This is a genomic window from Bifidobacterium sp. UTCIF-39 (assembly GCF_006408715.1).
GTDB classification, from domain to species: domain Bacteria; phylum Actinomycetota; class Actinomycetes; order Actinomycetales; family Bifidobacteriaceae; genus Galliscardovia; species Galliscardovia tissieri.
Window position 1 is genome coordinate 81,258 of the sequence record NZ_JEOG01000007.1, and the last position, 21,172, is coordinate 102,429.

13 protein-coding genes are annotated in these 21,172 nt (G+C 57.7%); 2 read left to right on the forward strand and 11 right to left on the reverse strand.

The genetic code is table 11. The features are described 5' to 3' along the window. Nucleotides 1-7: 7 nt before the first annotated feature. A complete protein-coding gene (locus EP30_RS04635) occupies nucleotides 8-874 on the forward strand; it encodes an RNA methyltransferase (protein WP_140556573.1) in 867 nt (288 codons plus the stop codon). Between the two features lie 185 nt (nucleotides 875-1,059). Continuing rightward, complete coding sequence (glgC, locus tag EP30_RS04640; RefSeq protein WP_140556575.1) at nucleotides 1,060-2,304, forward strand: glucose-1-phosphate adenylyltransferase; 1,245 nt, start codon at nucleotides 1,060-1,062, stop codon at nucleotides 2,302-2,304. A 217-nt stretch (nucleotides 2,305-2,521) separates the two neighbouring features. Here the strand turns inward: glgC and EP30_RS04645 are convergent, their stop codons facing one another. The 11 genes from EP30_RS04645 to pglX form a co-directional block, all read right to left on the reverse strand. Continuing rightward, nucleotides 2,522-3,118, reverse strand: coding sequence for a metal-sulfur cluster assembly factor (locus EP30_RS04645; RefSeq protein WP_140556577.1), 597 nt, complete (start codon nucleotides 3,116-3,118; stop codon nucleotides 2,522-2,524). A gap of 2 nt (nucleotides 3,119-3,120) precedes the next feature. Then, nucleotides 3,121-3,708 carry a Fe-S cluster assembly sulfur transfer protein SufU gene (sufU, locus tag EP30_RS04650; RefSeq protein ID WP_094665290.1) on the reverse strand — a complete coding sequence of 196 codons (588 nt, stop codon included), beginning with the start codon at nucleotides 3,706-3,708 and terminating at the stop codon, nucleotides 3,121-3,123. Nucleotides 3,709-3,885: 177 nt separating this feature from the next. Beyond that, nucleotides 3,886-5,157 (reverse strand): SufS family cysteine desulfurase, encoded by a 1,272-nt coding sequence (locus EP30_RS04655; protein WP_140556579.1) that lies wholly within the window; start codon nucleotides 5,155-5,157, stop codon nucleotides 3,886-3,888. A 154-nt stretch (nucleotides 5,158-5,311) separates the two neighbouring features. Beyond that, complete coding sequence (gene sufC, locus EP30_RS04660) at nucleotides 5,312-6,091, reverse strand: Fe-S cluster assembly ATPase SufC (RefSeq protein WP_094665286.1); 780 nt, start codon at nucleotides 6,089-6,091, stop codon at nucleotides 5,312-5,314. 61 nt (nucleotides 6,092-6,152) lie between these two features. Continuing rightward, nucleotides 6,153-7,424 (reverse strand): Fe-S cluster assembly protein SufD, encoded by a 1,272-nt coding sequence (gene sufD / locus EP30_RS04665; protein ID WP_140556581.1) that lies wholly within the window; start codon nucleotides 7,422-7,424, stop codon nucleotides 6,153-6,155. Between the two features lies 1 nt (nucleotide 7,425). Next, on the reverse strand, nucleotides 7,426-8,931 hold the full coding sequence (gene sufB / locus EP30_RS04670) for a Fe-S cluster assembly protein SufB (RefSeq protein WP_094665282.1): 1,506 nt from the start codon (nucleotides 8,929-8,931) through the stop codon (nucleotides 7,426-7,428). 272 nt (nucleotides 8,932-9,203) lie between these two features. Beyond that, nucleotides 9,204-10,865 carry a CTP synthase gene (locus tag EP30_RS04675; RefSeq protein WP_094665280.1) on the reverse strand — a complete coding sequence of 554 codons (1,662 nt, stop codon included), beginning with the start codon at nucleotides 10,863-10,865 and terminating at the stop codon, nucleotides 9,204-9,206. A gap of 131 nt (nucleotides 10,866-10,996) precedes the next feature. Further along, entirely contained in the window at nucleotides 10,997-13,231 is a 2,235-nt protein-coding gene (brxL, locus tag EP30_RS04680) for a BREX system Lon protease-like protein BrxL (RefSeq protein ID WP_258185368.1), read from the reverse strand. Nucleotides 13,232-13,256: 25 nt separating this feature from the next. After that, nucleotides 13,257-15,896: a BREX-1 system phosphatase PglZ type A gene (pglZ, locus tag EP30_RS04685; RefSeq protein ID WP_140556583.1), complete on the reverse strand. Its 2,640-nt coding sequence runs from the start codon at nucleotides 15,894-15,896 to the stop codon at nucleotides 13,257-13,259. After that, a complete protein-coding gene (locus EP30_RS04690; RefSeq protein ID WP_140556585.1) occupies nucleotides 15,893-17,386 on the reverse strand; it encodes an ATP-binding protein in 1,494 nt (497 codons plus the stop codon). The genes pglZ and EP30_RS04690 overlap by 4 nt, the downstream gene beginning before the upstream one ends. A 1-nt stretch (nucleotide 17,387) precedes the next feature. Beyond that, entirely contained in the window at nucleotides 17,388-21,062 is a 3,675-nt protein-coding gene (gene pglX / locus EP30_RS04695) for a BREX-1 system adenine-specific DNA-methyltransferase PglX (protein ID WP_140556587.1), read from the reverse strand. Nucleotides 21,063-21,172 lie beyond the last annotated feature (110 nt).

Sequence of the window (21,172 nt, forward strand, 5' to 3'; positions counted from 1 at the left end):
AGGAATCATGCGCTACATTCACATCGACTCCATCGACGACGAACGTCTCGTCACGTTCACGCATCTCACCGAACCGCAGCTGCGCAACCGACTCGAGCCATCCATGGGCATGTTCATCGCCGAATCCCCCAAGGTGATCGACCGGGCGCTCGCCGCGGACGTCGAACCCGTCTCCTTCCTCGTCGAGGAATCATGGCTGTCCGGCATGGAATCCGAATTCGCACAGGTCGACGCGCGCTGGGGCACAGACGTTCCCGTCTACATCGCCACCAGCGAGGAGCTGAAACGCATCACCGGATACCGGCTGCATCGCGGCGCACTGGCCACCATGCGACGCTGGACACTGCCCAGCGTCGAGGACATCTGCCGTGGGGCGTCACGCGTCGCCGTGATGGAGAACATCGTTGACCCCACTAATGTGGGTGCACTGATGCGCTCGGCCGCCGCACTCGACGTGGATGCCGTGCTGGTCACTCCGTCCTGCGGGGATCCGCTGTATCGCCGTGCCGCCCGCGTGTCGATGGGAACGGTGTTTCAGGTGCCGTGGACGCGTATCGGAGGAGACGACACGCACTACTGGCCGTGGAAGGGACTTGAAGAGCTGCGCGCATGCGGCCTCACCACTGCGGCGCTCGCACTCACCGACGATTCAATCGGACTGGATGATCTGGTGGAACGGCTGAACAACACGCCCGACACACCGGGGCACCTCGATCGGCTTGCGATGATCTTCGGCACCGAAGGGGATGGCCTGAGTCGCCACACCATCGCCAACGCCGACCTGACGGTGAAGATCCCCATGAGCCATGACGTGGATAGCTTGAATGTCGCGGCTTCCAGCGCCGTCACGTTCTGGGCGACACGCCGACGCTGAATCATCCGGCGACCGGTTGTTGCCGCATCGCTCCTGCGACACAAACATGTCCATCGGGTGACGATGCGGCAAACGATTAACGAAAAACACGCAACACCCCGCCAGCCGCTCACATAATCATGTTTTTTGTGAGATTATAGAAGCATTGTTTCAACTCACCGACGAGTAGAAGGCAGGGGATACCCATGAAGAGAAACCCGAAAGTGCTCTCGATAGTGCTGGCAGGTGGTGAAGGCACGCGCCTGATGCCACTGACTCGCGACCGAGCCAAGCCGGCCGTGCCGTTTGGCGGTGTATTCCGCCTGATCGACTTCCCGCTGAGCAATCTGGTGAACTCCGATTTCCGCCACATCATCGTGCTGACGCAGTACAAGTCGCATTCACTGGACCGTCACATCTCCCAGGTCTGGCGATTCTCGTCATTGCTGGGAAACTACGTCTCCCCCGTTCCGGCTCAGCAGCGTCTCGGCAAGCACTGGTATCTCGGTTCCGCTGACGCCATCTACCAGACGATCAACATCATCGAGGACGTCAAGCCCGACATCGTGGTGATCGTGGGTGCCGATCACGTCTACCGCATGGACTTCCAGCAGATGGTGGAATCGCACATCGAGTCCGGAGCTGAATTCACCGTGGCCGGCATTCGTCAGCCGATCAGCCAGTCGAACCAGTTCGGTGTGATCAACACCGATCCGAACCATCCCGGACTGATCACCCACTTCGAGGAGAAGCCCGCGACCACGCAGGGTCTGCCGGATGATCCCTCGATGATGCTGGCCTCCATGGGTAACTACGTGGCCAACACCGACGCGCTGTTCGATGCGCTGCGCAAGGATGAGAAGGCCAAGGACACCAAGCATGACATGGGTGGCGACATCGCCCCCTACTTCGCTTCTCGCGGCGAGGCCGGAGTCTACGACTTCACGACCAACGAGATCCCCGGTTCGACCGAGAAGGATCACGCCTACTGGCGTGACGTGGGTACGATCAAGCAGTTCTATGATGCCCACATGGATCTGATCGCCTACGTCCCCGAGTTCAACCTGTACAACACGGACTGGCCGATTTACACCTATGCCGGTTCGCTGCCGCCGGCAAAGTTCGTGCACGCCGGCCGTGACCGTCTTGGCCACGCCACCGATTCGATCATCTCCCCCGGCGTGATCATCTCCGGTGGTGAGGTGCATCACTCGGTCATCTCCCCGAATGTGCGCATCCACTCGTGGTCGCAGATCGTGGACTCCGTCCTGTTCAACAACGTCACGATCAACCGTCGCGCACGCGTGTACAAGGCGATTCTGGACAAGAACGTCGTGCTCACCGAAAACGCGACCGTCGGCATCGACACCGAACGTGATCTCGAGCGTGGATTCACGGTAACCGCCGAAGGCATCACCGTGGTCCCGAAGGGCACGATCGTCACCGACTGATCGTCTGTCTCAGAACACTCGGAACAGCCCATAGACCAAAACCAGAGGAAGCCGGTACCGAACCATTGTGATTCGGTACCGGCTTTCTCTATACGTAGACAATTTGGTCTCAGCAAAACCTGCCGTTACTTATCGGGGCACAATTTCTGCTCCTGGATAGGATGCTCCTGAACGTGGCTCGCCGACATATCCACTGCCCGTCAGCGAGCCACGCCGATCATGCGCCGTACGTAGGCAGATTGTTGAAGTTGAATCCCAGTGCGGACAGCTGGGCCTGTCCCTCGGGAGTAATCTTGTCGACCGTCCACGCGGGTGTCCAGGTCCAGTCGATGCGGAACTCCTCCACCAGACCGGCGAGCACGCTTGCCGTCTCGTCCTCGATGAGATCGGTGAGCGGGCATGCCGGCGTGGTAAGGGTCATGGTGATGATGGCCCTGCCGAGTTCGTCGATCTCAATGCCATAGACCAGACCAAGATCGATGACGTCGATGCCCAGTTCGGGATCGATGACCTGATGCATGGCCTCCTGCACATCCTTGGCAGTCGCACGTCCGATATCGTCCACGGCCTTCAGCTCGATGCCACCGTCCTCGGGATCCTCTCCCCCGCAGCCGCACGCGCCATGACCATCGCCACAGCCGCAGGTATCGGCGGCAGGTGCAGATCCGTCTTCCGCAGACTGTGCCTGCACGCTGTTAATCAGGTTCGGATTAGCCATCACCTGACGTGCCGCCTTCTCATCTCCCAACACGTTCTGTACGGATGCGAAAATCGAATCCTTGGGTTCGGGAACCAGATTGCTGTTATCGGCCATCGTTACGCCTCCTTTGCGTTCATCTGAGCCAACGCCTGTGCCATGGAATCCTTCAATCCCTCCCAGCCGAGCAATGCGCACTTGATGCGCATCGGGTAACGGGAGACGCCTTGGAAGACCACGGCATCGCCGAGTTCCTCCTCCATCGCCTCATCGTTAAGACCGGCGCCCCGGGATTCCATGAGCTTATGAAATGCGTGGAAGAGATCCATGGCCTCGTCCACGGTCTTGCCATCCACAAGATCCACCATAATCGAAAGACTGGCCTGGGAGATGGAGCATCCCTGACCGTCCCAGATCAGATGCTCGATATGCTGGGGCTTGCCGTCGCTACCGTCCGAAATCTCCACGCGAACGGTGACCTCGTCACCACATGTGGGGTTGAACTGATGGGACTGAGCCGGGACGCAGTATTCGTGGGTCGCGCTCAGTTTGCTTTCTCCGGCACTGAGGCTGTTCACTCCGATGGTCGAATGAGATCCGGTACCGGATGCGAAATCTACCTTGCCGTGTGGAGCCTTCGAAGCCTCGAGAATGACCTCCTGATACATCTGCTCGAGCTCTTCTCCGCTCATTCCGTAATCTGCCATGCCCTCTAACCTAGTGGCGCGCCCTGACTTGGACGCGCCGTACCTCTCCCAGCGAAAACGGGAAGGCGGCGCGTGCGAATCGTCGACTCGGACGCGCCACCTTCCCGTTGCACTATGAGAGCCACGTGGATCATGATTCCGATCGTAGGCCCACCTTGATGCCGATGCCTTATGCCGTCAAACGCGGAAGAAGGCCCGCACCTTGCCGACGGCTTCCACCAATGCCTGAGCATCCTGCACCGAGTTGTACACGCCGCTCGATGCACGGTTGGATGCGAACAGACCGAAATGACGGTGAACCGGCTGAGCGCAGTGATGTCCCACGCGGATGGCGATGCCCTGCGCGTCGATGAACTGGCCGACATCATGCGGATGCACGCCCTGCACATCGAACGCCACCGTGCCGATACGATTCACGTTTTCGCGCGGACCGAGGATGCGTACGCCATCGATATCGCCGAGCTTGAGCAGTTCGGCAGCGATGGTCTTCTCATGGGCCTCGATGTTCTCCATACCCACGGATCGCATCCAGTCGGCGGCCACGCCTGCGGCCACCACCTGTGCGACGGGCTGCGTACCGGCTTCGAATCGTGCCGGTGGAGCCATGTACTGGGCAGGCTGGTCCATCCACGCCAATTCGACCATGGAACCGCCGAAATTGGCCGGAGGCAACGCCTCGAGCAGCTCGCGCTTCCCGTAGAGGAATCCGACTCCGGTAGGACCGTACATCTTGTGAGCGCTCCACGCAGCGAAGTCCACATCCAGGGCATGGAAGTCCACCGCAAGATGCGGCACGGACTGGCAGGCGTCAAGAATGAAGATCGCGCCCACCTCGTGCGCACGACGGATGATCGGCGCGATGTCGGTAATGGCACCAGTGGTGTTGCCAACATGCGTGATGGCCACGACCTTGGTACGTTCGGTGATCACCTCGTCGGCGGTGTCGGAACGCACACGTCCCTCATCGTCCAGATCGAACCACTTGAAGGTGGCACCGGTACGGGCAGCGAGCTCCTGGAACGGCAACAGCACGGAATGATGTTCGGCCTTGCTGACGACGATCTCGTCACCGGGCTTCAGTGCAAAGCGCTTCGCCGCGTCTCCCCCGCGACCCAGCGAAGCGTTGCCGATAGCGGTGGCCAGCAGATTCAGTCCCGCCGTCGCACCTGCGGTGACGACGATCTCCTCTTCGCCCTCCGCGGCGTTGGCACCGACCAGTGCCGCAACCTTGGCGCGGGCCTGTTCAAAGGCCTCGGTGCTCAGCGCGGCCAGCTCGTGTGCACCACGATGCACTCCGGCATTGATGGTGCGGTAGAACTCAGATTCCGCGTCAATGACCGTCTGAGGCTTCTGCGACGTGGCCGCCGAGTCGAGGTACACCAGCGGGTGTCCGTGGATCTGCTGATTCAGGATCGGGAATTGGTCCCGAATCGCTTGAAAATCAACCATGCTTTCCCCCTTATATCGTCTTTTCGCTTCAGTAAACCAATAGTTGGCGTGAGCCGAGGGACGGGACGCATGATGTCCAACTGTAGGCTCGGCCAAACGGCCTTGAGTGTGTCGGACATCATGTGTCCTGTCCCTCGGCGGTCAATCAAGTACCTTACGCCAGTGCGCTTTCGGAATCCGAACCTTCCGGCAGATACTGGTCGTAGCCGTTCTCCTCGAGTTCGTCGGCCAGCTCGGGGCCACCGGTCTTCACGAAGTGTCCGTCGGCGAACACGTGCACGATGTCCGGCTTGATGTACTTGAGAATGCGCGTGTAGTGGGTGACCATCAGGATGCCGAAGTTATTGGCATCCTTGGCACGGTTCACACCCTCGGAGACGATGCGCAGCGCATCGACGTCAAGACCGGAGTCGGTCTCGTCGAGAATGGCGAACTTGGGCTTGAGCAGTTCCAGCTGCAATACCTCGGCACGCTTCTTCTCGCCGCCGGAGAAGCCTTCGTTCACGGAACGGGATGCGAACTTCGGGTCCATACGCAGCCGCTTCATCGCCTCGCCGAGCTCCTTGGCCCACGTGCGGATGGCCGGGGCCTTGCCGTCCACCTCGGTCTTGGCGGTACGCAGGAAGTTCGTCATGGAGACGCCGGGGACCTCGACCGGGTACTGCATGGCCAGGAACAGACCGGCCTTGGCTCGCTCGTCCGGGGTCATCTTGAGAATGTCCTCACCGTCGAGCAGCACCTGACCGGAATCGACCTCATACTTGGGGTGGCCGGCCAGAGTGTAGGCGAGCGTGGACTTTCCGGAGCCGTTCGGGCCCATGATGGCATGCGTCTCACCGGAGTTGACGGTGAGGTTGACACCCTTGAGAATCTGCTTGCGACCGTCCTTGGTTTCCACCGAGGCATACAGGTCCTTGATTTCCAACGTTGACATTGTTGTTCTCCTCAACTATGCGAATATGTCGATTGTCGTTGCCTGTCGGCTGGCTCCGTCGTTACTTCTCTTCGAGGACCTCGGCCATGGCCGCGCTTTCACCGCGGGCAAGACGCCGATCGATGACGCTCATCAGGTGCTCGGAAATGGACGGAATGCCGATCTCCTCGATCAGTTCGGCGAAGAAACCACGGACCACGAGCTTACGGGCCTCGGTCTCAGGGATGCCGCGGGACTGCAGGTAGAACAGCTCCTCATCGTCGAAACGTCCGACGGAGCTGGCATGGCCGGCACCAATGATGTTGCCGTTCTCGATCTCCAGATTCGGCTCAGAGTCGGCGATTGCGCCCGGGGTAAGCACAAGGTTGCGGTTGAGCTCGTAGGAATCGGTTCCCGGAGCTGTCGGCTGGATGAGTGCGTTGCCCACCCATGTGGAGTGTGCGCCCTTGCCGTCGAGGGCGCCCTTGTAGACCACGCGGGACTTGCAGTCGGGATGGTTGTGTACCACCATGGTGCGGTTCTCGATGTGCTGACCGGGATCCACGAAGTAGATGCCAAGCATGTTGAGCTCGCCCTGCTCGCCGCCGAAGTCCTGATCCATGCGCAGACGGACCACGTCACCGCCGAGGGTGACCACCGAGTGACGCAGGGATGCGCCCTCGCCCACATGAATACGGTGGTTGCCGACATGCTTGGATTCGGGGTCCCATTCCTGTACGAAGGTGGTGGAGACATGGGAGTCCTTGCCGGTGGTGATCTCCACGCCTTCGGCAAGACGGGCCTTGCCTTCGTGTTCGACGATCACATCGGCATGGGTCTTGTCGGCGGCCTTGATGACCAGATGGAAGGCGTCGAGATCCAGTCCCGAACCCTTCACCTTCACCAATACCGGGGAAGACAGTTCGCCGGAGAGCTCCACAACGGTTGCGGTGGAACCGGACTGCCATTCCACGGCCGCGGCGCGGTCGGTCGGTTTGGAGACCGTGCCGGACGGTTCCTCGCCCAGCTTGGTCTGGTACAGCTTCACGTTGTCGGCGGACAGTTCGGTACCGTCGATTGCGCCGACCTCCACGGTGGTCTCGCCGCTCGGCTTGAACACGGTGAAGAATTCCTCGATGCGTTCGATCGGCGTATAGCGCCAGTCGTCCTGCTTCCGCGTGGGCATGGCGAAATCATCGGCCTCGAAGGAACGCTTGGCCTTGTCGGCGCTGGATGGCATAAGAGCGGGAACGGCATACGGATCGTTGAGATCGGCCACTGGAATATTCAGTTCGGCCGCGACCTCCTTGGCCGTTTCGACGCTTGTGGTTTCGGTATTCGTTGCCTCGGTCATATCAGCCCACCGATCCTTCCATCTGCAGTTCAACAAGTCGGTTCAGTTCGAGCGCGTACTCCATCGGCAGCTCGCGGCTGATCGGCTCCACGAATCCTCGTACGATCATGCCCATGGCCTCCTCCTCGGAAAGACCACGGCTCATCAGATAGAAGAGCTGGTCTTCGGAGACCTTCGACACAGTGGCCTCATGAGCCATGGACACATCGTCCTCACGCACGTCCACATGCGGATACGTATCGGAACGGCTGTAGTTGTCCACAAGCAGGGCGTCGCAGACCGTGGAATTGGAGGATCCCTCCGCGCCCTTGATGATCTTCACCAGTCCGCGATATGCGGAACGGCCGCCGCCACGGGAGATGGACTTCGCGACGATGGTCGACGATGTGTGCGGGGCGAGATGGATCATCTTTGCGCCAGTGTCCTGGTACTGGCCCTTGCCTGCGAAGCCGAGCGACATGGTGCTTGCCTTGGCGTACGGCTCGGCAAGAATGCATGCCGGATACTTCATCGTGGCCTTGGAACCGATGTTGCCGTCCACCCATTCCATGGTGCCGCCTTCACGCACGTAGGCGCGCTGGGTGACCAGATTGTACACGTTGTTCGACCAGTTCTGCACGGTGGTGTAGCGCACACGGGCGTGCTTCTCCACCACGATCTCGACGATGGCCGCGTGCAGGGAGTCCTCGGACCAGATAGGTGCGGTGCATCCCTCGACGTAATGCACGTAGGAGCCTTCATCGGCGATGATCAGCGTACGCTCGAACTGTCCCATAGCCGGCGTGTTGATGCGGAAGTACGCCTGCAGCGGGATGTCCACGTGTACACCCTTCGGCACATACACGAACGAGCCACCGGACCATGCCGCCGTGTTCAGCGCGCCGAACTTGTTGTCCTCCGGCGGCACCACGGTGGCGAAGTACTTCTTCACGAGCTCCGGATATTCGCGCACGGCGGTGTCGGTGTCAACGAAGATCACGCCCTGCTTCTTCAGATCCTCCTGAATGGAGTTGTAGATCACCTCGGACTCGTACTGGGCGGCCACGCCGGAGACCAGACGCTTCTTCTCGGCCTCGGGGATACCCAGTCGGTCATAGGTGCTGCGAATGTCGTCGGGCAGTTCGTCCCAGCTCTTGGCCTGCTTGTCGATCGGCTTGACGTAGTACTTGAAATCATCGGCATTGAAGCCGGAAAGATCGACACCCCAATCAGGCATCGGCTTTTCGAGGAACGCCTTGTAGCCGCGCAGACGCATATCGAGCATCCATTCAGGCTCGCCCTTATCGGCGGAGATGGCACGCACCACGTTCTCATCGATACCACGTTTCGCAGCCTCGCCGGCGGCATCGGAATCATGCCATCCATAGCTGTAGTCGCCGAACTGCGAAATGATCTCATCGTCTTTTTTGATCTTGTCCTCGTTGACGCGGGAACGGTCGGCCACATACTGGCTCATCTCCACGTCAGCCGCCGCGGATCCCGTATTCGGGGTCTCCTGCGACGTCATTTCATCCGTCACCTTGAGTGTCCTCCCATCGCCCGATATGTCATGAATACCGGGACCTTGACGAAAGTGCTTTCTGTCCGTAGCAAACCTAACAGAACATCACGAACAACACTAATCGGCGTTCCGTGAATTATCCATTGGCAAACGTGAGAAAGATTACAGAAGCCACGCTTGAAAAAAGACGAGGCCCGTCACACAAGAATGCGCGACGGGCCTCGATTCATCGATCGGATTACCGGTACGAGTTGACCAGTATGCGTCGATCGTGTCGATCAGTGCGTGGCCTGATGATCAAGCGCGGCCTTGACCAGTCCGGCAAACAGCGGGTGCGGCTTGGTCGGACGGGACTTGAACTCCGGATGGGCCTGCGTAGCGATGTAGAACGGGTGCACATCCTGCGGCAGCTCGACGAACTCGGTGAGCTCACCGTCCGGGCTCTGACCGGAGATACGCAGACCAGCCTCACGCAGACGATCCTTGTAGGCCACGTTCACCTCGTAACGGTGACGGTGACGCTCCGTGACGTGGGTGGTGCCGTACAGCTGGGCGGCGAGGGAACCCTCCTCCAGCTCGGCCGGGTAGGAGCCCAGTCGCATGGTGTGACCCATGTCGCCCTTGCCGGCGACGATGTCCTTCTGCTCCTCCATCGTGGCGATGACCGGGTTCTCGCACTCGGGCTCGAACTCAGTGGAGTTCGCGTCCTCGAGTCCAAGGACGTGACGTGCGTACTCGATGACCATGGACTGCAGGCCAAGGCACAGGCCCAGAGCGGGGAGACGGTTCTCACGGGCGTACTTGAGCGCGCCGATCTTACCGTCGATGCCACGGATGCCGAAACCGCCGGGAATCACGATGCCGTCGACGTCGGCCAGGGCCTTGGCTGCCCCCTCTTCGGTCTCGCAATCATCGGCGGCGACCCATTCGACGTTCACCTTAGCCCAGTTGGCGAAACCGCCGGCCTTGATGGCCTCGGTGACGGACAGGTAGGCGTCGGGCAGATCGATGTACTTACCGACGATGGCGATGTTGACCTCGTGCTTGGGGTGGTGCACGCGATCGAGCAGGTCGGACCATTCGGCCCAGTTGACGTCGTGGAACGGCAGACCGAGCTCACGGACCACGTAGGCGTCAAGACCTTCATTGAACAGCGTCTTCGGCACGTCGTAGATGCTCGGAGCGTCCACGCAGTTGACCACGCCTTCCTCGTCCACGTCGCACATCAGGGAGATCTTGTCCTTGATGCTCTGGTTGAGAGGACGGTCGGAGCGCAGCACCAGCGCGTCGGGGGCGATGCCGAGCTGGCGCAGCATCATCACGGAATGCTGGGTGGGCTTGGTCTTCAGCTCATGGGCGGCGGCGATGTACGGCACGAGGGAGACGTGCACGAACATGCAGTTGTCGGAACCGATGTCGCGACGGACCTCGCGGGCGGCCTCAAGGAACGGCTGGGATTCGATGTCACCGACGGTGCCGCCGATCTCGGTGATGATCACATCGACGTCATCGGACGCCTGGGCACGCATACGGGACTTGATCTCGTTGGTGATATGAGGAATGACCTGGACACACTGGCCGAGGTATTCGCCGGCGCGTTCCTTGCGCAGCACCTCCTGATACACCTGACCGGTGGTGACGTTGGCCTTCTGGGAGAGGAACACGTCGAGGAAACGCTCGTAGTGACCGATGTCGAGATCCGTCTCGGCACCGTCTTCGGTCACGTAGACCTCGCCGTGCTGGAACGGGTTCATGGTACCCGGATCAACGTTGATGTAGGGGTCGAGCTTCTGCTGCAGGACGTGGATGCCACGGCTGCGAAGAAGACGGCCAAGGGACGAAGCCGTAAGTCCCTTGCCGAGCGAGGACACAACTCCGCCGGTGACGAAAATGTGCTTGGTGATGTGCTCTTGCGCGATGCCATGTTTTCTTCTAACCATGGAATTTCACTTTATCATCGGCACATGACGCGGCGTGCGGGCGTGTTTTACCTAGCATGGGGATCATCGTCATGCCGTCACCATGGGTTCAGGTCGTGTTGGCCTTGCTGCACGACCCGAACGACAACCTATCATCCCTTCTTGCTTCTCTGATACGTAACGGAGAATTCCTTTACACGGCGGAGTTTCTGTTGCCTTATTTGCGGGTTGAACCAGTTATTGTCGACGTAGCGCTGGAAGATGTCCAAGCCGCGTCCCAGAACAATCAGCCAGCCAGTGTCCGTGACTACGGAACGGTCGTGTCCGGACTCGCTGAATTCGTAAGTCAACATGATGCCCAACTCGTTGAACGTTGACTGCACCTGATTGAGGTTATCAATTTGCCGATCGGCGTATTCCTCGTCGCAACAGGTAACCAGATGCACATGTACTTCGTCGGAACGATCGGTGAACGTGAACACGGTCTCAAGGAACTCCACAAGATTGCGCACCTGATACGGTTGCCGAATATACGGGTCCGTAAGCGTGATCTGTGTTGCTCCGGCAATATAGGGACCGAACAACTTGTCGTAAGTAACACCCATCCGGTTTTCATTGAACGAAACATGCCCTTCTTTGGCTTTACTGGCTGCACGTTCGATTGGCGATAGGGGTGGCACACGTACGTTTCCCGGCTGAGTTTGCACAGGGGTCGGAGATGCGTTCTCCTTCGCATCAGCCTCTCCGCGAGCCGTATCGTCCACGGCGGCATCCGTCGTCTCATCGGCACTTTCAACAGGTTCCGGAGCGGTGCTCTCAGCAAGCTCCGCCGTATCATGCGCGCCACGCCAGTACAGCTCCGGGTAATCGTCCTCTTCCAGAACATGAACCGCGATCGGCTCAACCGAACCGGCTCGCGTGTAACTGAAATCAACCTCCGCCATGGTGGAGTCGATACGGCACAGCTGATCCTTGACACGCTTGCGTCCTTCAATGGCGCAACGCAGCAGTGGCTCCATCTGTTCTGGCGTGGCCTGCCCGTCAGGGTAAATCAGCTTCATCAGACCGGAGAAGGTCTTGCGCACGCCGTCCTTGTCTCGCGTGGACAGCGAAGACGACAGTTTGAAGTATTTCTCGAATGCCGAACCGTAATCCACGTTGCGCAGGTTATGCAGGATCTCAGCCAGATAATCCACCACGAAGCCGTATCCACTCGTGAACATCTCCGAACGGATCTGATCGAATTCCCAACCAGGCAGGTAGTAGTGAATGCGGTCAAGGAACGCCGGATCATGATATTGCGACGGTAGTTCCTCAAACAGATCGGAATTTTTGAGCATGTACGGGACGTTATGCGCCGTATTGCCAATAAACACCATGGATGCTTCGGCCTGCATCACGCTGGTTCCACGCGAGAAGCTCTTGTTGGCCATGTAGTTCTTCATGATATCCACAAGACCCTTGTCGGCTTTTTTGGCTCTGCCGGCGAACTCGTCGAACGCGACCGTATCCCAGTAGCCGACGAGACCGATCTGCCGTGTCGTGTTGTTCACAAAGAGCTTCGCCGCGGTCACCTCACCTCCGGAGATGAGCATGCCATGCGGAGAGAACTCGGAGTAGATATGCGATTTGCCGGTGCCCTTGGGCCCAAGCTCGATCAGATTATAGTTGCGTTCCACAAATGGAATCATGCGGACCAAATGCAGTAGTTTGGCGCGGTCACTGAACAGATCCGGATTGAACCCGACCGACTGCATCAGTAGGTCGATCCACTCCCCCGCGGTAAACCTTGAACGCATGTTCAAATAGTTTTCACGATCATCATGTGACATCTGCACGGGCATCAGCCGTTGCAGTCTCCACGGCACTTCATTGCTGTCACCTGAGTAGGCATAGAGCAGCGTGCACTGGCACCAGATGCCGGTGACCAGCAGTTTGGGATTGTCCTTAACGGTTTGTGAGTCAACGACCACACGGCTGATGTCGAGGTTTTCGAACGTGGCTTCATACCGGTCAAGTTTCTCATTCAGAGCGACCTGAACCTTGTCGATGACCGTGTACCGTCCCTTCTCGCGAATCTTTGACTGGATAAGTTTCGATTCCTCTCGGTGCACGTAATTGTCCGCGAGAATCTCACGTACCCGCTTCACACCGGCTTTGATGCTCTCCTGATCGGTGGTGGTCGCGTATTTGCCCAGCAGATATTCCAGAACATACGAAGGCACGAGAGCATTGCCCTTGACTTCGCTGACCAAATCCTTGCGAACCGTAAATTCAGCGAAATCGCCGGTGATCTTGCGGTCCAGATTACTCATTACGGGTGCAGTGACTTCATCGGCAACGCTGGACGTCTGCTGCTCATCAATCGTGTTCTCATCGTCTGTCATAATTCCACCTTACGCCTAATAGTCTTTAGTCAAAATCGAACCCATCATCCGCGAACAGTCCCCGCTTCAGAAGGTACTCGGCTTTGTAATCCTCCAATTGCCGCATTTGACTGGAACCTGGAATCCGTTCGCTCAAGCGAAGTTCGATCGTGGTGTTGTTGAATCGGTCCGCGTCGCCGGCAAGCAGGAACGTGGCCGGTACATGTCGATCAGCGGCATCCTTGCTGGTGGAGTTGAATGCGATGGGCACTTCGTTGGAAATGAGCGTGCTCTTGCCGTCCGCCGCAACGCCCCACAGTCCGGCGAGCACAGTTCGCTCGCAGACCTTGCCTCCCACCGGCTCGGTCTGCAGAAAATCAACCGTGATCTGGCCTGTGGTGATACGGTTCGTCGTCTGCTGAATGCTGAATTTCACCTTGCGAACATCCTCCGAGGCCGAACGGCCCTTGTTAATATGCACGACCGGTACCACGACTTCCGGCAAAGCCGCCCCACCATGCACGTACCGTACGCCAGCTCCCCTGATGCGGAGACGATGAATGGCATTCGGCACCTGAATGGTCAACCCTTCGTCCGCTGGATCCTGCAAGCCGACCTGTGCAGCAGTGAATGTGGTGAACGCCGTTTTCCCTACCAGATTGGCGCCGATGACGAAACGTCGCTTCTCCTGCCATATCGTGTCGCCGGAAGGCCGTTCGCTAAGCCATTCCGCGTCCGACACATCGTGGTCCTGATAGAGGAAACCGTGATCGGCGGTGACGATCATGTTAGTGACGTTCGCGTTGGATAAGCGTTTCACCACGGCATTAAGTTTGTCGATCGTACGAGCACACGCCTCGAAGACACCTTCCTCGCTGCGCTCATTGTCTCCGGTAACGTCGATATCGTCGTGGTAGACGTACAGCACATCGCAGGATTTCACCAGTTCGCGGTATTCGTCACGTTTCATGTCCAGCAGATCGTCCGCTCTCACGGCTTTGCCGTTGACCTCGGCGAGAATCGCGGAACGCGCTTCCATGCCGCTGGCATTTTTCCCATCAACATTCGCATGGTAATGGTCCGCGGCGCTCAAAGACAGGCTTGTATGCGGCAGTAATGCCGCCATGCCCAACTGCGTGTAGGAGGGCAACGTACTGAGCTGTGCCGCCATGGTGGCGGTCCAACGACTTTGCTCGTTGAGTTTCTGACAGAATTCCTTGGCGACTTCGTATCGCAACGCATCGGAGATGATGACCGCGACCTTTTTATGTGCTTTCGTCATCGTCTGTACGTTGCGCTCGTAGAACTCGGCCTGCGCGGGGACATCCTCAATCTCCCAGCTGTCCATTTTATCGACATACCGCTGCCATTTCATGCCGAGATCGGACTGGTACCGGGCGTACTCCCGTTCCAAGCCTTCCGAAACCGCCCCGCCTCGCAAACGCGAACTGGACTTCCATGCGGTGATAAACCGGCGATAACACCCGTCCACTTGATACAGCGAGGTTGTATAGACGTTGAATCCGTCTTGCGCGGAGGAGATGGATTCCATGAGCGGTCGACATTGCCGCAATGCGGAGTGTAACGCGCTGGCTGACGAGATGACTTCGTAATCCTGGGAGAACCGAGAGAACCAGAGGCCGTACCTGCGGGAAGTGATGAGGCGCTGCACGTCATCATCGGTCACACTTGCATCTTCCAATGCCTCGTACAGCAGCTCCACGATCTGATCGTCGACTTCACTGAATACGTCATGCTGTGCCAGTTCAGTCAATCCCATCTCGGCAATAGTGGAGTCCAGCGACAGGTCCGGGAATACTTCGTTCGCCAGAGTCCGAATGACTGTGATGGTCTTCGGACCGTTGCGCCAAGTGTCGAAGTCTCGGCGGATGTTCGCGTAATAATCGATGCTGTTGATGGAGTCATTGAAGCCGTTCCAGGCAAGGCGGAACAGCCATATCACAAAATCCTTCACCGTGGGCTGGCTGAGCTTCTTATCGGAGTCGAACCTGTATATACCCCGGGTGCCGGACCAATGGTAATCAGCCAGTCCCATGCTCGTGATGGCGTCAATACCCCGGGTGGATTTCTTGGAATATTGGATCAGCAGTTCCCGCCAGATGGCCTGCAGACTGTGCTCTCCGACAGGCAGTCCCAACAACGATGCGATCATCTTCGCTTGGAAAGTTCTCGCATCATCGTTGGCACGCAGCCGCTGTTGCAGTGCATTGACCAGATCGTCGTCGTCGAAGAACCGCTTGGTCCGCTGCATGATGGCAAGCCATTCCTTACGCGTTTCGGCGGTTGCCTCGCGCGGAAACAGCTCATTGAGGATCATCGACAGCTTGTCCGCGGTGAACAGCGGATCATAGGCGATTTCGAGATCCAGCAGCCAATTGTCCTTGTCGGCCGGCTTCTTGCCTTTCAGATACACCAGAAACTTAGTATCTGGCTCAGCGAGCAGGATTCGGTGCTTCAGAGCGAATGGATTACGCTCCAAACGAGCCAGTACGACATCGCGCAGAGCTTCGTTCTCCGCTTCCGGACCGACAATGTTGGCAACCTCATCGGAAAATTCTCCGGCTTCATCATGCCAGAACACCACTCGACCTTCGCCGTACCGCGTATTGTCGAATTTCGCGAAACGTGCCGCCAGCAAACGACCGATCTGCGTACTGCTGCTCATTCCTCACCCTCTCCGTCAAGAATGTACCGCGTATACCTTGCCGCGCCAATTCGCCGCAGCACACCTAATTCAACCAGCTCGGACAATACCTTCCTAGCTCTGCGTGCCTGTGTGTTCAACAGGTTCTCCACATCCGGCGACGTGACTTGGCCATGTTCACGCACATATTGATACACAATGCGCTGAGTCTCGGTCAACATATCAACATCCGGCACTATTCCGGCACTATTCCGGCACACATCCGGCACTATTCCGGCACTATCCGGCACATTTTCGACAGCGTTCAACACTCGTTCTGCGCCATCAGGTTTCGATTCCGTCTGTTCACGATAAATATTGATACGCAGATCGGTGTCGCCACCAAGAAATTCCGGTTCGTGCAACCCAGCTTCACGAACTTCTTCGATGATGCGGGGAATGCCGCTACCCCAGTGTTCGATCAACCCCATATAGGCGAACGCCGAAGCCAATGCCTCATTGCGGATCTTCGAATAGCCTTCCTTCATCCGTTCCAGAGTCTGTCCCATGGGCAGACGACCTGGCGAAGTGATTTCCAAACGATTATCGTAAATGGCGATCTGGATGCTGGACCGGTCGATATAACTGCGATGTACCACCGCATTGACAATGAGCTCACGGATGGCATCTGGCGGAATCTCATACACATCCTGACGGTACACACCAGCAAATCGCGCCCCCATATGAATATTACGAAGCACATACTGGTACGCCTGCTCGATCAGCTCCCACGGAGCTCCCTTGAACTCACGGCGGTCCACAAACACCGCCTTGGTATCTCCTTTGAACACGCCGCACTGGATAATGGAGCGAACGGGACCATTGCTGCCAGTCAGAATGGCATAGGCGTTTGTTGGTTTGAGCTCACCGTCGCGTTCGACCAGTACACCCCACGACAGCAGTTGTTTGGCAGTCAGCTGCTTGACTGTTTCACCGCCCTGCTTCGCATTGGCTCTGGAAATCGCCGTCATCGTTTTGCATAGCTCGGCGATGTCACTATCGCTCGCCGTCAATTCCAGACATATGGTCTGGTCGAAGCTCCGGTTGCTGCCTTCGAATAGCAGCTCTTTGATAGTCGCATCATCGGCCTGTCGCGTGGTGCCGGCGACCCGGACGAACGTGCCCTGCTCCCTCCCCAGCGACTTGATGAAGTAAGGGCGTTGGGCACCCGGTAGTATTTCGGCGACGATCACCGTCTTGCCACCAATATCCCGCATGGAGATATCCGGAATGATCAATGGTTCGCAACTATCCGCAATGGCGTTGGAGATGGCGTCCATGATGGTGAACACCTGATCGTCCGGAACGCCGACCACGCGCAGCGTCTGGTCCTCGATACCGAATACGATGCGGCCACCGTCACCATTGGCGAATGCCACTGCGGTCTTCGTATACTTGATACTCCGATCCGGTAACGTGACCTTGTACTCGACGTTCTTGGATTCGCCAGCAAAACGCATGGTGTTCGACATATCACTCTCCCAGCGGGTTGGTGGGCCAGGTCCAGGATTGGACGGTTTTGCGTTTCTTTTCGATGGCGGGGATGGTGCGGAGGGCTTTGCCTAGGCGGAGGTAGTTGACAAGGACGCCGTCATCGAGATCGATGGGGAGGTTGCGGGTGGCGAGCGGGTAGAGAATGTCTCGCTCGTAGTCGACGCATTCCCGGATGGCGACTTGCAGCTTTTCGCCCTTGCGAACCTCGCTGGCCTTGGAGGATTCCAGCAGTCGTTCGGACTGGGCACGCAGTTTGGCGGCGAAGTCACGAAGGTACACCAGCACGTTGTTCGTGGTGGCGGGCGTGTAGCGGTGCAGATAGATCAGCGCTTTGAACGCGCCCTTCTTGTCGGTACGGCTGGAGTACATCCAGTAGATCGGACGGTTCTTGTACATCTTGACATGGTCGTCGTAGAAGTCGTTGACGAAGTACTTGCGCAGCGACTTGCCTAGTACCTGTTCGATGTAAGCAATGTTCTCCTCAAGATATCGCTCTCCGAGAGCCACACCAAGGAACTGCCGGAAGCGGGCGGCGAGATCGTCCTCGAACCATTCATCCTCAGTGACGGGGATGACGTTATCCGAATCAGGCTCAAACGTGGGGTTCGGGATCTGCTCTCGATAGTCGTCGAGAGTCTCACCTTGGGAAGCAAGAATCAGACCGGGCTTGTCAAGCGAATAGCGTCCGAACATGCACCCGACCGCATAGGAGATGATCTCCTTGACCAGATCACGGGCCATGAGCTCATCCCGTTCGACGGGCGTGTTCTTCGGATACGCGAACGCCGGATTGCGCTTCAACGAGACGCGCTCGATCGGCACATTGCACGGCACCTCATCACGCACACCGTAAGCGTCCGCCACCAACTCATTGTTCTTGATCTCGCGCTCGCGTTGCTCTTCGGCAATCTGCTTGCAATGGTTGATGTAGGAGGGAATGGCATCGGAGAGCGCGGTGCCTCCGGCATACTTCAATACCTCCAAGTTCGTGAAATCCCACGAAGTTTCGTAAGAGTCCCAGTCTGTGGTAGCTGAACCTACAAGAGATGATTCAGCTTCAAGCCAAGGAGTGTCTGCATCAAAAGAGATTGGAAGGGAACGAAGTTGGCCAACTTCAAAATTTAGCGTAGGAGACAATGCTTGGATAATCTCCACGGCTGTAGATGAATTCAAAAAGCAATGTGCAAAAGGCAGAGACGCGCAATCGGTAATCCCAACTGCAGCATCACTAAAGGCAAATCCTCCTTGATGAGAACGGAAGGATACTTGTCCCGACGAAATCTTTGAGCATGCAATCGAACGCTTAAAGGTTATATCGCGATTACGCGGAGTCGATCCCTTGAATTCAAAAATAACGCTGCCATTCCTGGACCAATCGATGACATATTCGTTATTCCCATACCATTTATGGAATTCTCCACCTTTATCGCAAGGCACCCAACGACCGAATTGCTTTTCCTCAAGCTTTGTGCGTTCAAGATCAATAGATGACCGAGAGCTTTCCCACCAGACCCTCAAGAACCTTGCATTGTCTCCAGTGGTGAAGCCCTTAGCGACATCTGCAATGTCGCTCAGGGCTTCACCACTGACGCCCTTAGCGATTTTTCTATTAAATACCCTTAGTAGCGATTTAGGCAACCAGTACACGATCGGCGAACCGGGAATCCGGGCGAAATCATGCTGATTGACGGTGAACGAGTTGTAGCTCTTATCCAAGAAGAGCTGACGAATCGTCTCGACAGATCGCACATCGACATGCTTCTCAAACAATCGCCGGTAATGTCCAAAACGACCGTCGCTGGACGAATTATGCATCACAAATGCAACGCTACCGAAATCTGACCCGAAAATGCCACGTCCAAGGTCAATGAAGGAATCAATATGCGCGGTTGAGAGCAACCACTTTCTCAATTCCTCGAACGAGGATAGCGAAATCCACGAAGGCAGGTTAATCATGCCCCAATAGCCCTCAGCGACAACCATGCTCTGTGCTTTCAACATGAAGCAGGTCATCAGGTCCTTGCTACCAATCTTGTATTTCTTATTAAGCCAATTCTTAAGCAAATCGCCCATATTGCCGGTCCCCATGTACGGCGGGTTGGCGATGACTGCGGCGTATTTTCGCGCGAGGTAGGTGGTTTGGGTGAGGACGGTGTGGGCGCGGTCGGTCAGGGTGCCGGAGAAGAGGGTGGGCTCCCCCCCGGTCGGCTCCGCTGACAGCCTCCTCGTCGGAGGGAGCCGAAGATCAGTGGCAGTTTCGCCGTCTCTCCCCCACCCGGCTCCGCCGGGAGCCCCCTCATCAGAGGGAGCCGAGGCAGTAGTGGCCCAATCGGCAAGTTCGGTATCCGGCTGGATGAGCGAACCATAGACGTCGGCGTTCTGGTACGTGTTCCATGAGTCGGAGTCAAGGATCACGTCGTAGAGCTCGTTGAGTTCGGAAACCTCCTCTTCGGTGAAATACTCCGGTTGAATGCACTGGATGTTCGGCTGCACCTGACGGCCTTTGCGGAAGAACCGATGATATTTGCCTCGGGCCTTCATGGTCAGCGCGAAGGCGGCGAGGTTGGCGGCGCGCTCATCGATCTCCATGCCGAAGAGATTGTGCTTCAGGATCAGTCCGGGAATCTCGTTGGCGGAGTATCCGGCCTCGTCGTAGATGCTGTACAGCAGGTCGAAGGCGTAAGTGAGCATGTGGCCGGAGCCGCAGGCGGGGTCGCAGACGGTGAGTTCCTCCGGCGACGCGATCGTGAGTACGCTCCCTTGTTGTTGTTCTTCCTCCGACGACTCAATGTAGTACTCCCAGGATTCATGCAACCGGGATTCGGGATGGTTCTGGGTCCACAGGCGGCCGACGGTGTTCTGCACAAGGTATTTCACAATCCAGTCGGGAGTGAAAAGCTGGGTGGCTGCGGGAATCTCGTCGGCACCGGCCTTCTTCGACTTCCTGAAGCCAGCCATCACCTCGTCCTTGCGTTCGGCGATGTAGAACTGGTAGAGCCAGCCGATGATCTCCACGTTGCCTTCGCCCTGCCCCCCCACGCAGTCTTCCACACTCATGGCGCCAACGGCCTTACGCAGCACGGAATCCGTGGCAAGCAGATCAGCGGGCATCAGTATCTCGTCGGCGTCTCCAACATCATCGAACATGAACGGTAGGAACCGATGCCAATAGTCGCAATAGGCTCGCAGCAGCAGACCGTACGCGTCTCCCTGCGGATCATCACTGGGCTTATTGCCGTCCAAAAGAGCCTGAATGGTGGGCAAAATCCTGGCTTTGGCGCCAACGTACGCGTCGAATACGTTCGCGTCGAATTCACCGCGGCGTGCCGCCGATAGCACTGCGGGCAGCGCATTGGGATTATCCGGCTCGTCACCCGACACCACATGCACGCTCGTGAACTCGTTCGCGTCCATGTACCGCAGGGCGATGATCCGGTTGAACCAGCGATAAGCGTGACGTTCCACAGTCTTCGCCTTGCCATGCTCACCGCCGCCGTTCCGGCTGATCTCATCGAGCAGATTCTGATACGCACGCGGATTGTCGGACTGCGCGGCGGAATTCTGTTCCAGCGCCGCATCCAGCTTCGCACGCACCGCCTTCATCAGCTCCACGCGCGCTCCAGCCGCAAACGCCTGCAACTTGCTCGTGTTCATCGCTCCGCTCCCCTCGTCAAGCCCTCATCATCGCGAACTGATGTCCGGCCCACAGACTGCACATTCAAAGCACTATCATACCGGCGAATCACCAATACAGCCTGGCATCA

Coding starts and splice junctions, on each gene's coding strand:
- EP30_RS04635 (WP_140556573.1), top strand. CDS start 8: ATGCGCTACATTCACATCGACTCCATCGACGACGAACGTCTCGTCACG.
- glgC (WP_140556575.1), top strand. CDS start 1,060: ATGAAGAGAAACCCGAAAGTGCTCTCGATAGTGCTGGCAGGTGGTGAA.
- EP30_RS04645 (WP_140556577.1), bottom strand. CDS start 3,118: ATGGCCGATAACAGCAATCTGGTTCCCGAACCCAAGGATTCGATTTTC.
- sufU (WP_094665290.1), bottom strand. CDS start 3,708: ATGGCAGATTACGGAATGAGCGGAGAAGAGCTCGAGCAGATGTATCAG.
- EP30_RS04655 (WP_140556579.1), bottom strand. CDS start 5,157: ATGGTTGATTTTCAAGCGATTCGGGACCAATTCCCGATCCTGAATCAG.
- sufC (WP_094665286.1), bottom strand. CDS start 6,091: ATGTCAACGTTGGAAATCAAGGACCTGTATGCCTCGGTGGAAACCAAG.
- sufD (WP_140556581.1), bottom strand. CDS start 7,424: ATGACCGAGGCAACGAATACCGAAACCACAAGCGTCGAAACGGCCAAG.
- sufB (WP_094665282.1), bottom strand. CDS start 8,931: ATGACGTCGCAGGAGACCCCGAATACGGGATCCGCGGCGGCTGACGTG.
- EP30_RS04675 (WP_094665280.1), bottom strand. CDS start 10,865: ATGGTTAGAAGAAAACATGGCATCGCGCAAGAGCACATCACCAAGCAC.
- brxL (WP_258185368.1), bottom strand. CDS start 13,231: ATGACAGACGATGAGAACACGATTGATGAGCAGCAGACGTCCAGCGTT.
- pglZ (WP_140556583.1), bottom strand. CDS start 15,896: ATGAGCAGCAGTACGCAGATCGGTCGTTTGCTGGCGGCACGTTTCGCG.
- EP30_RS04690 (WP_140556585.1), bottom strand. CDS start 17,386: ATGTCGAACACCATGCGTTTTGCTGGCGAATCCAAGAACGTCGAGTAC.
- pglX (WP_140556587.1), bottom strand. CDS start 21,062: ATGAACACGAGCAAGTTGCAGGCGTTTGCGGCTGGAGCGCGCGTGGAG.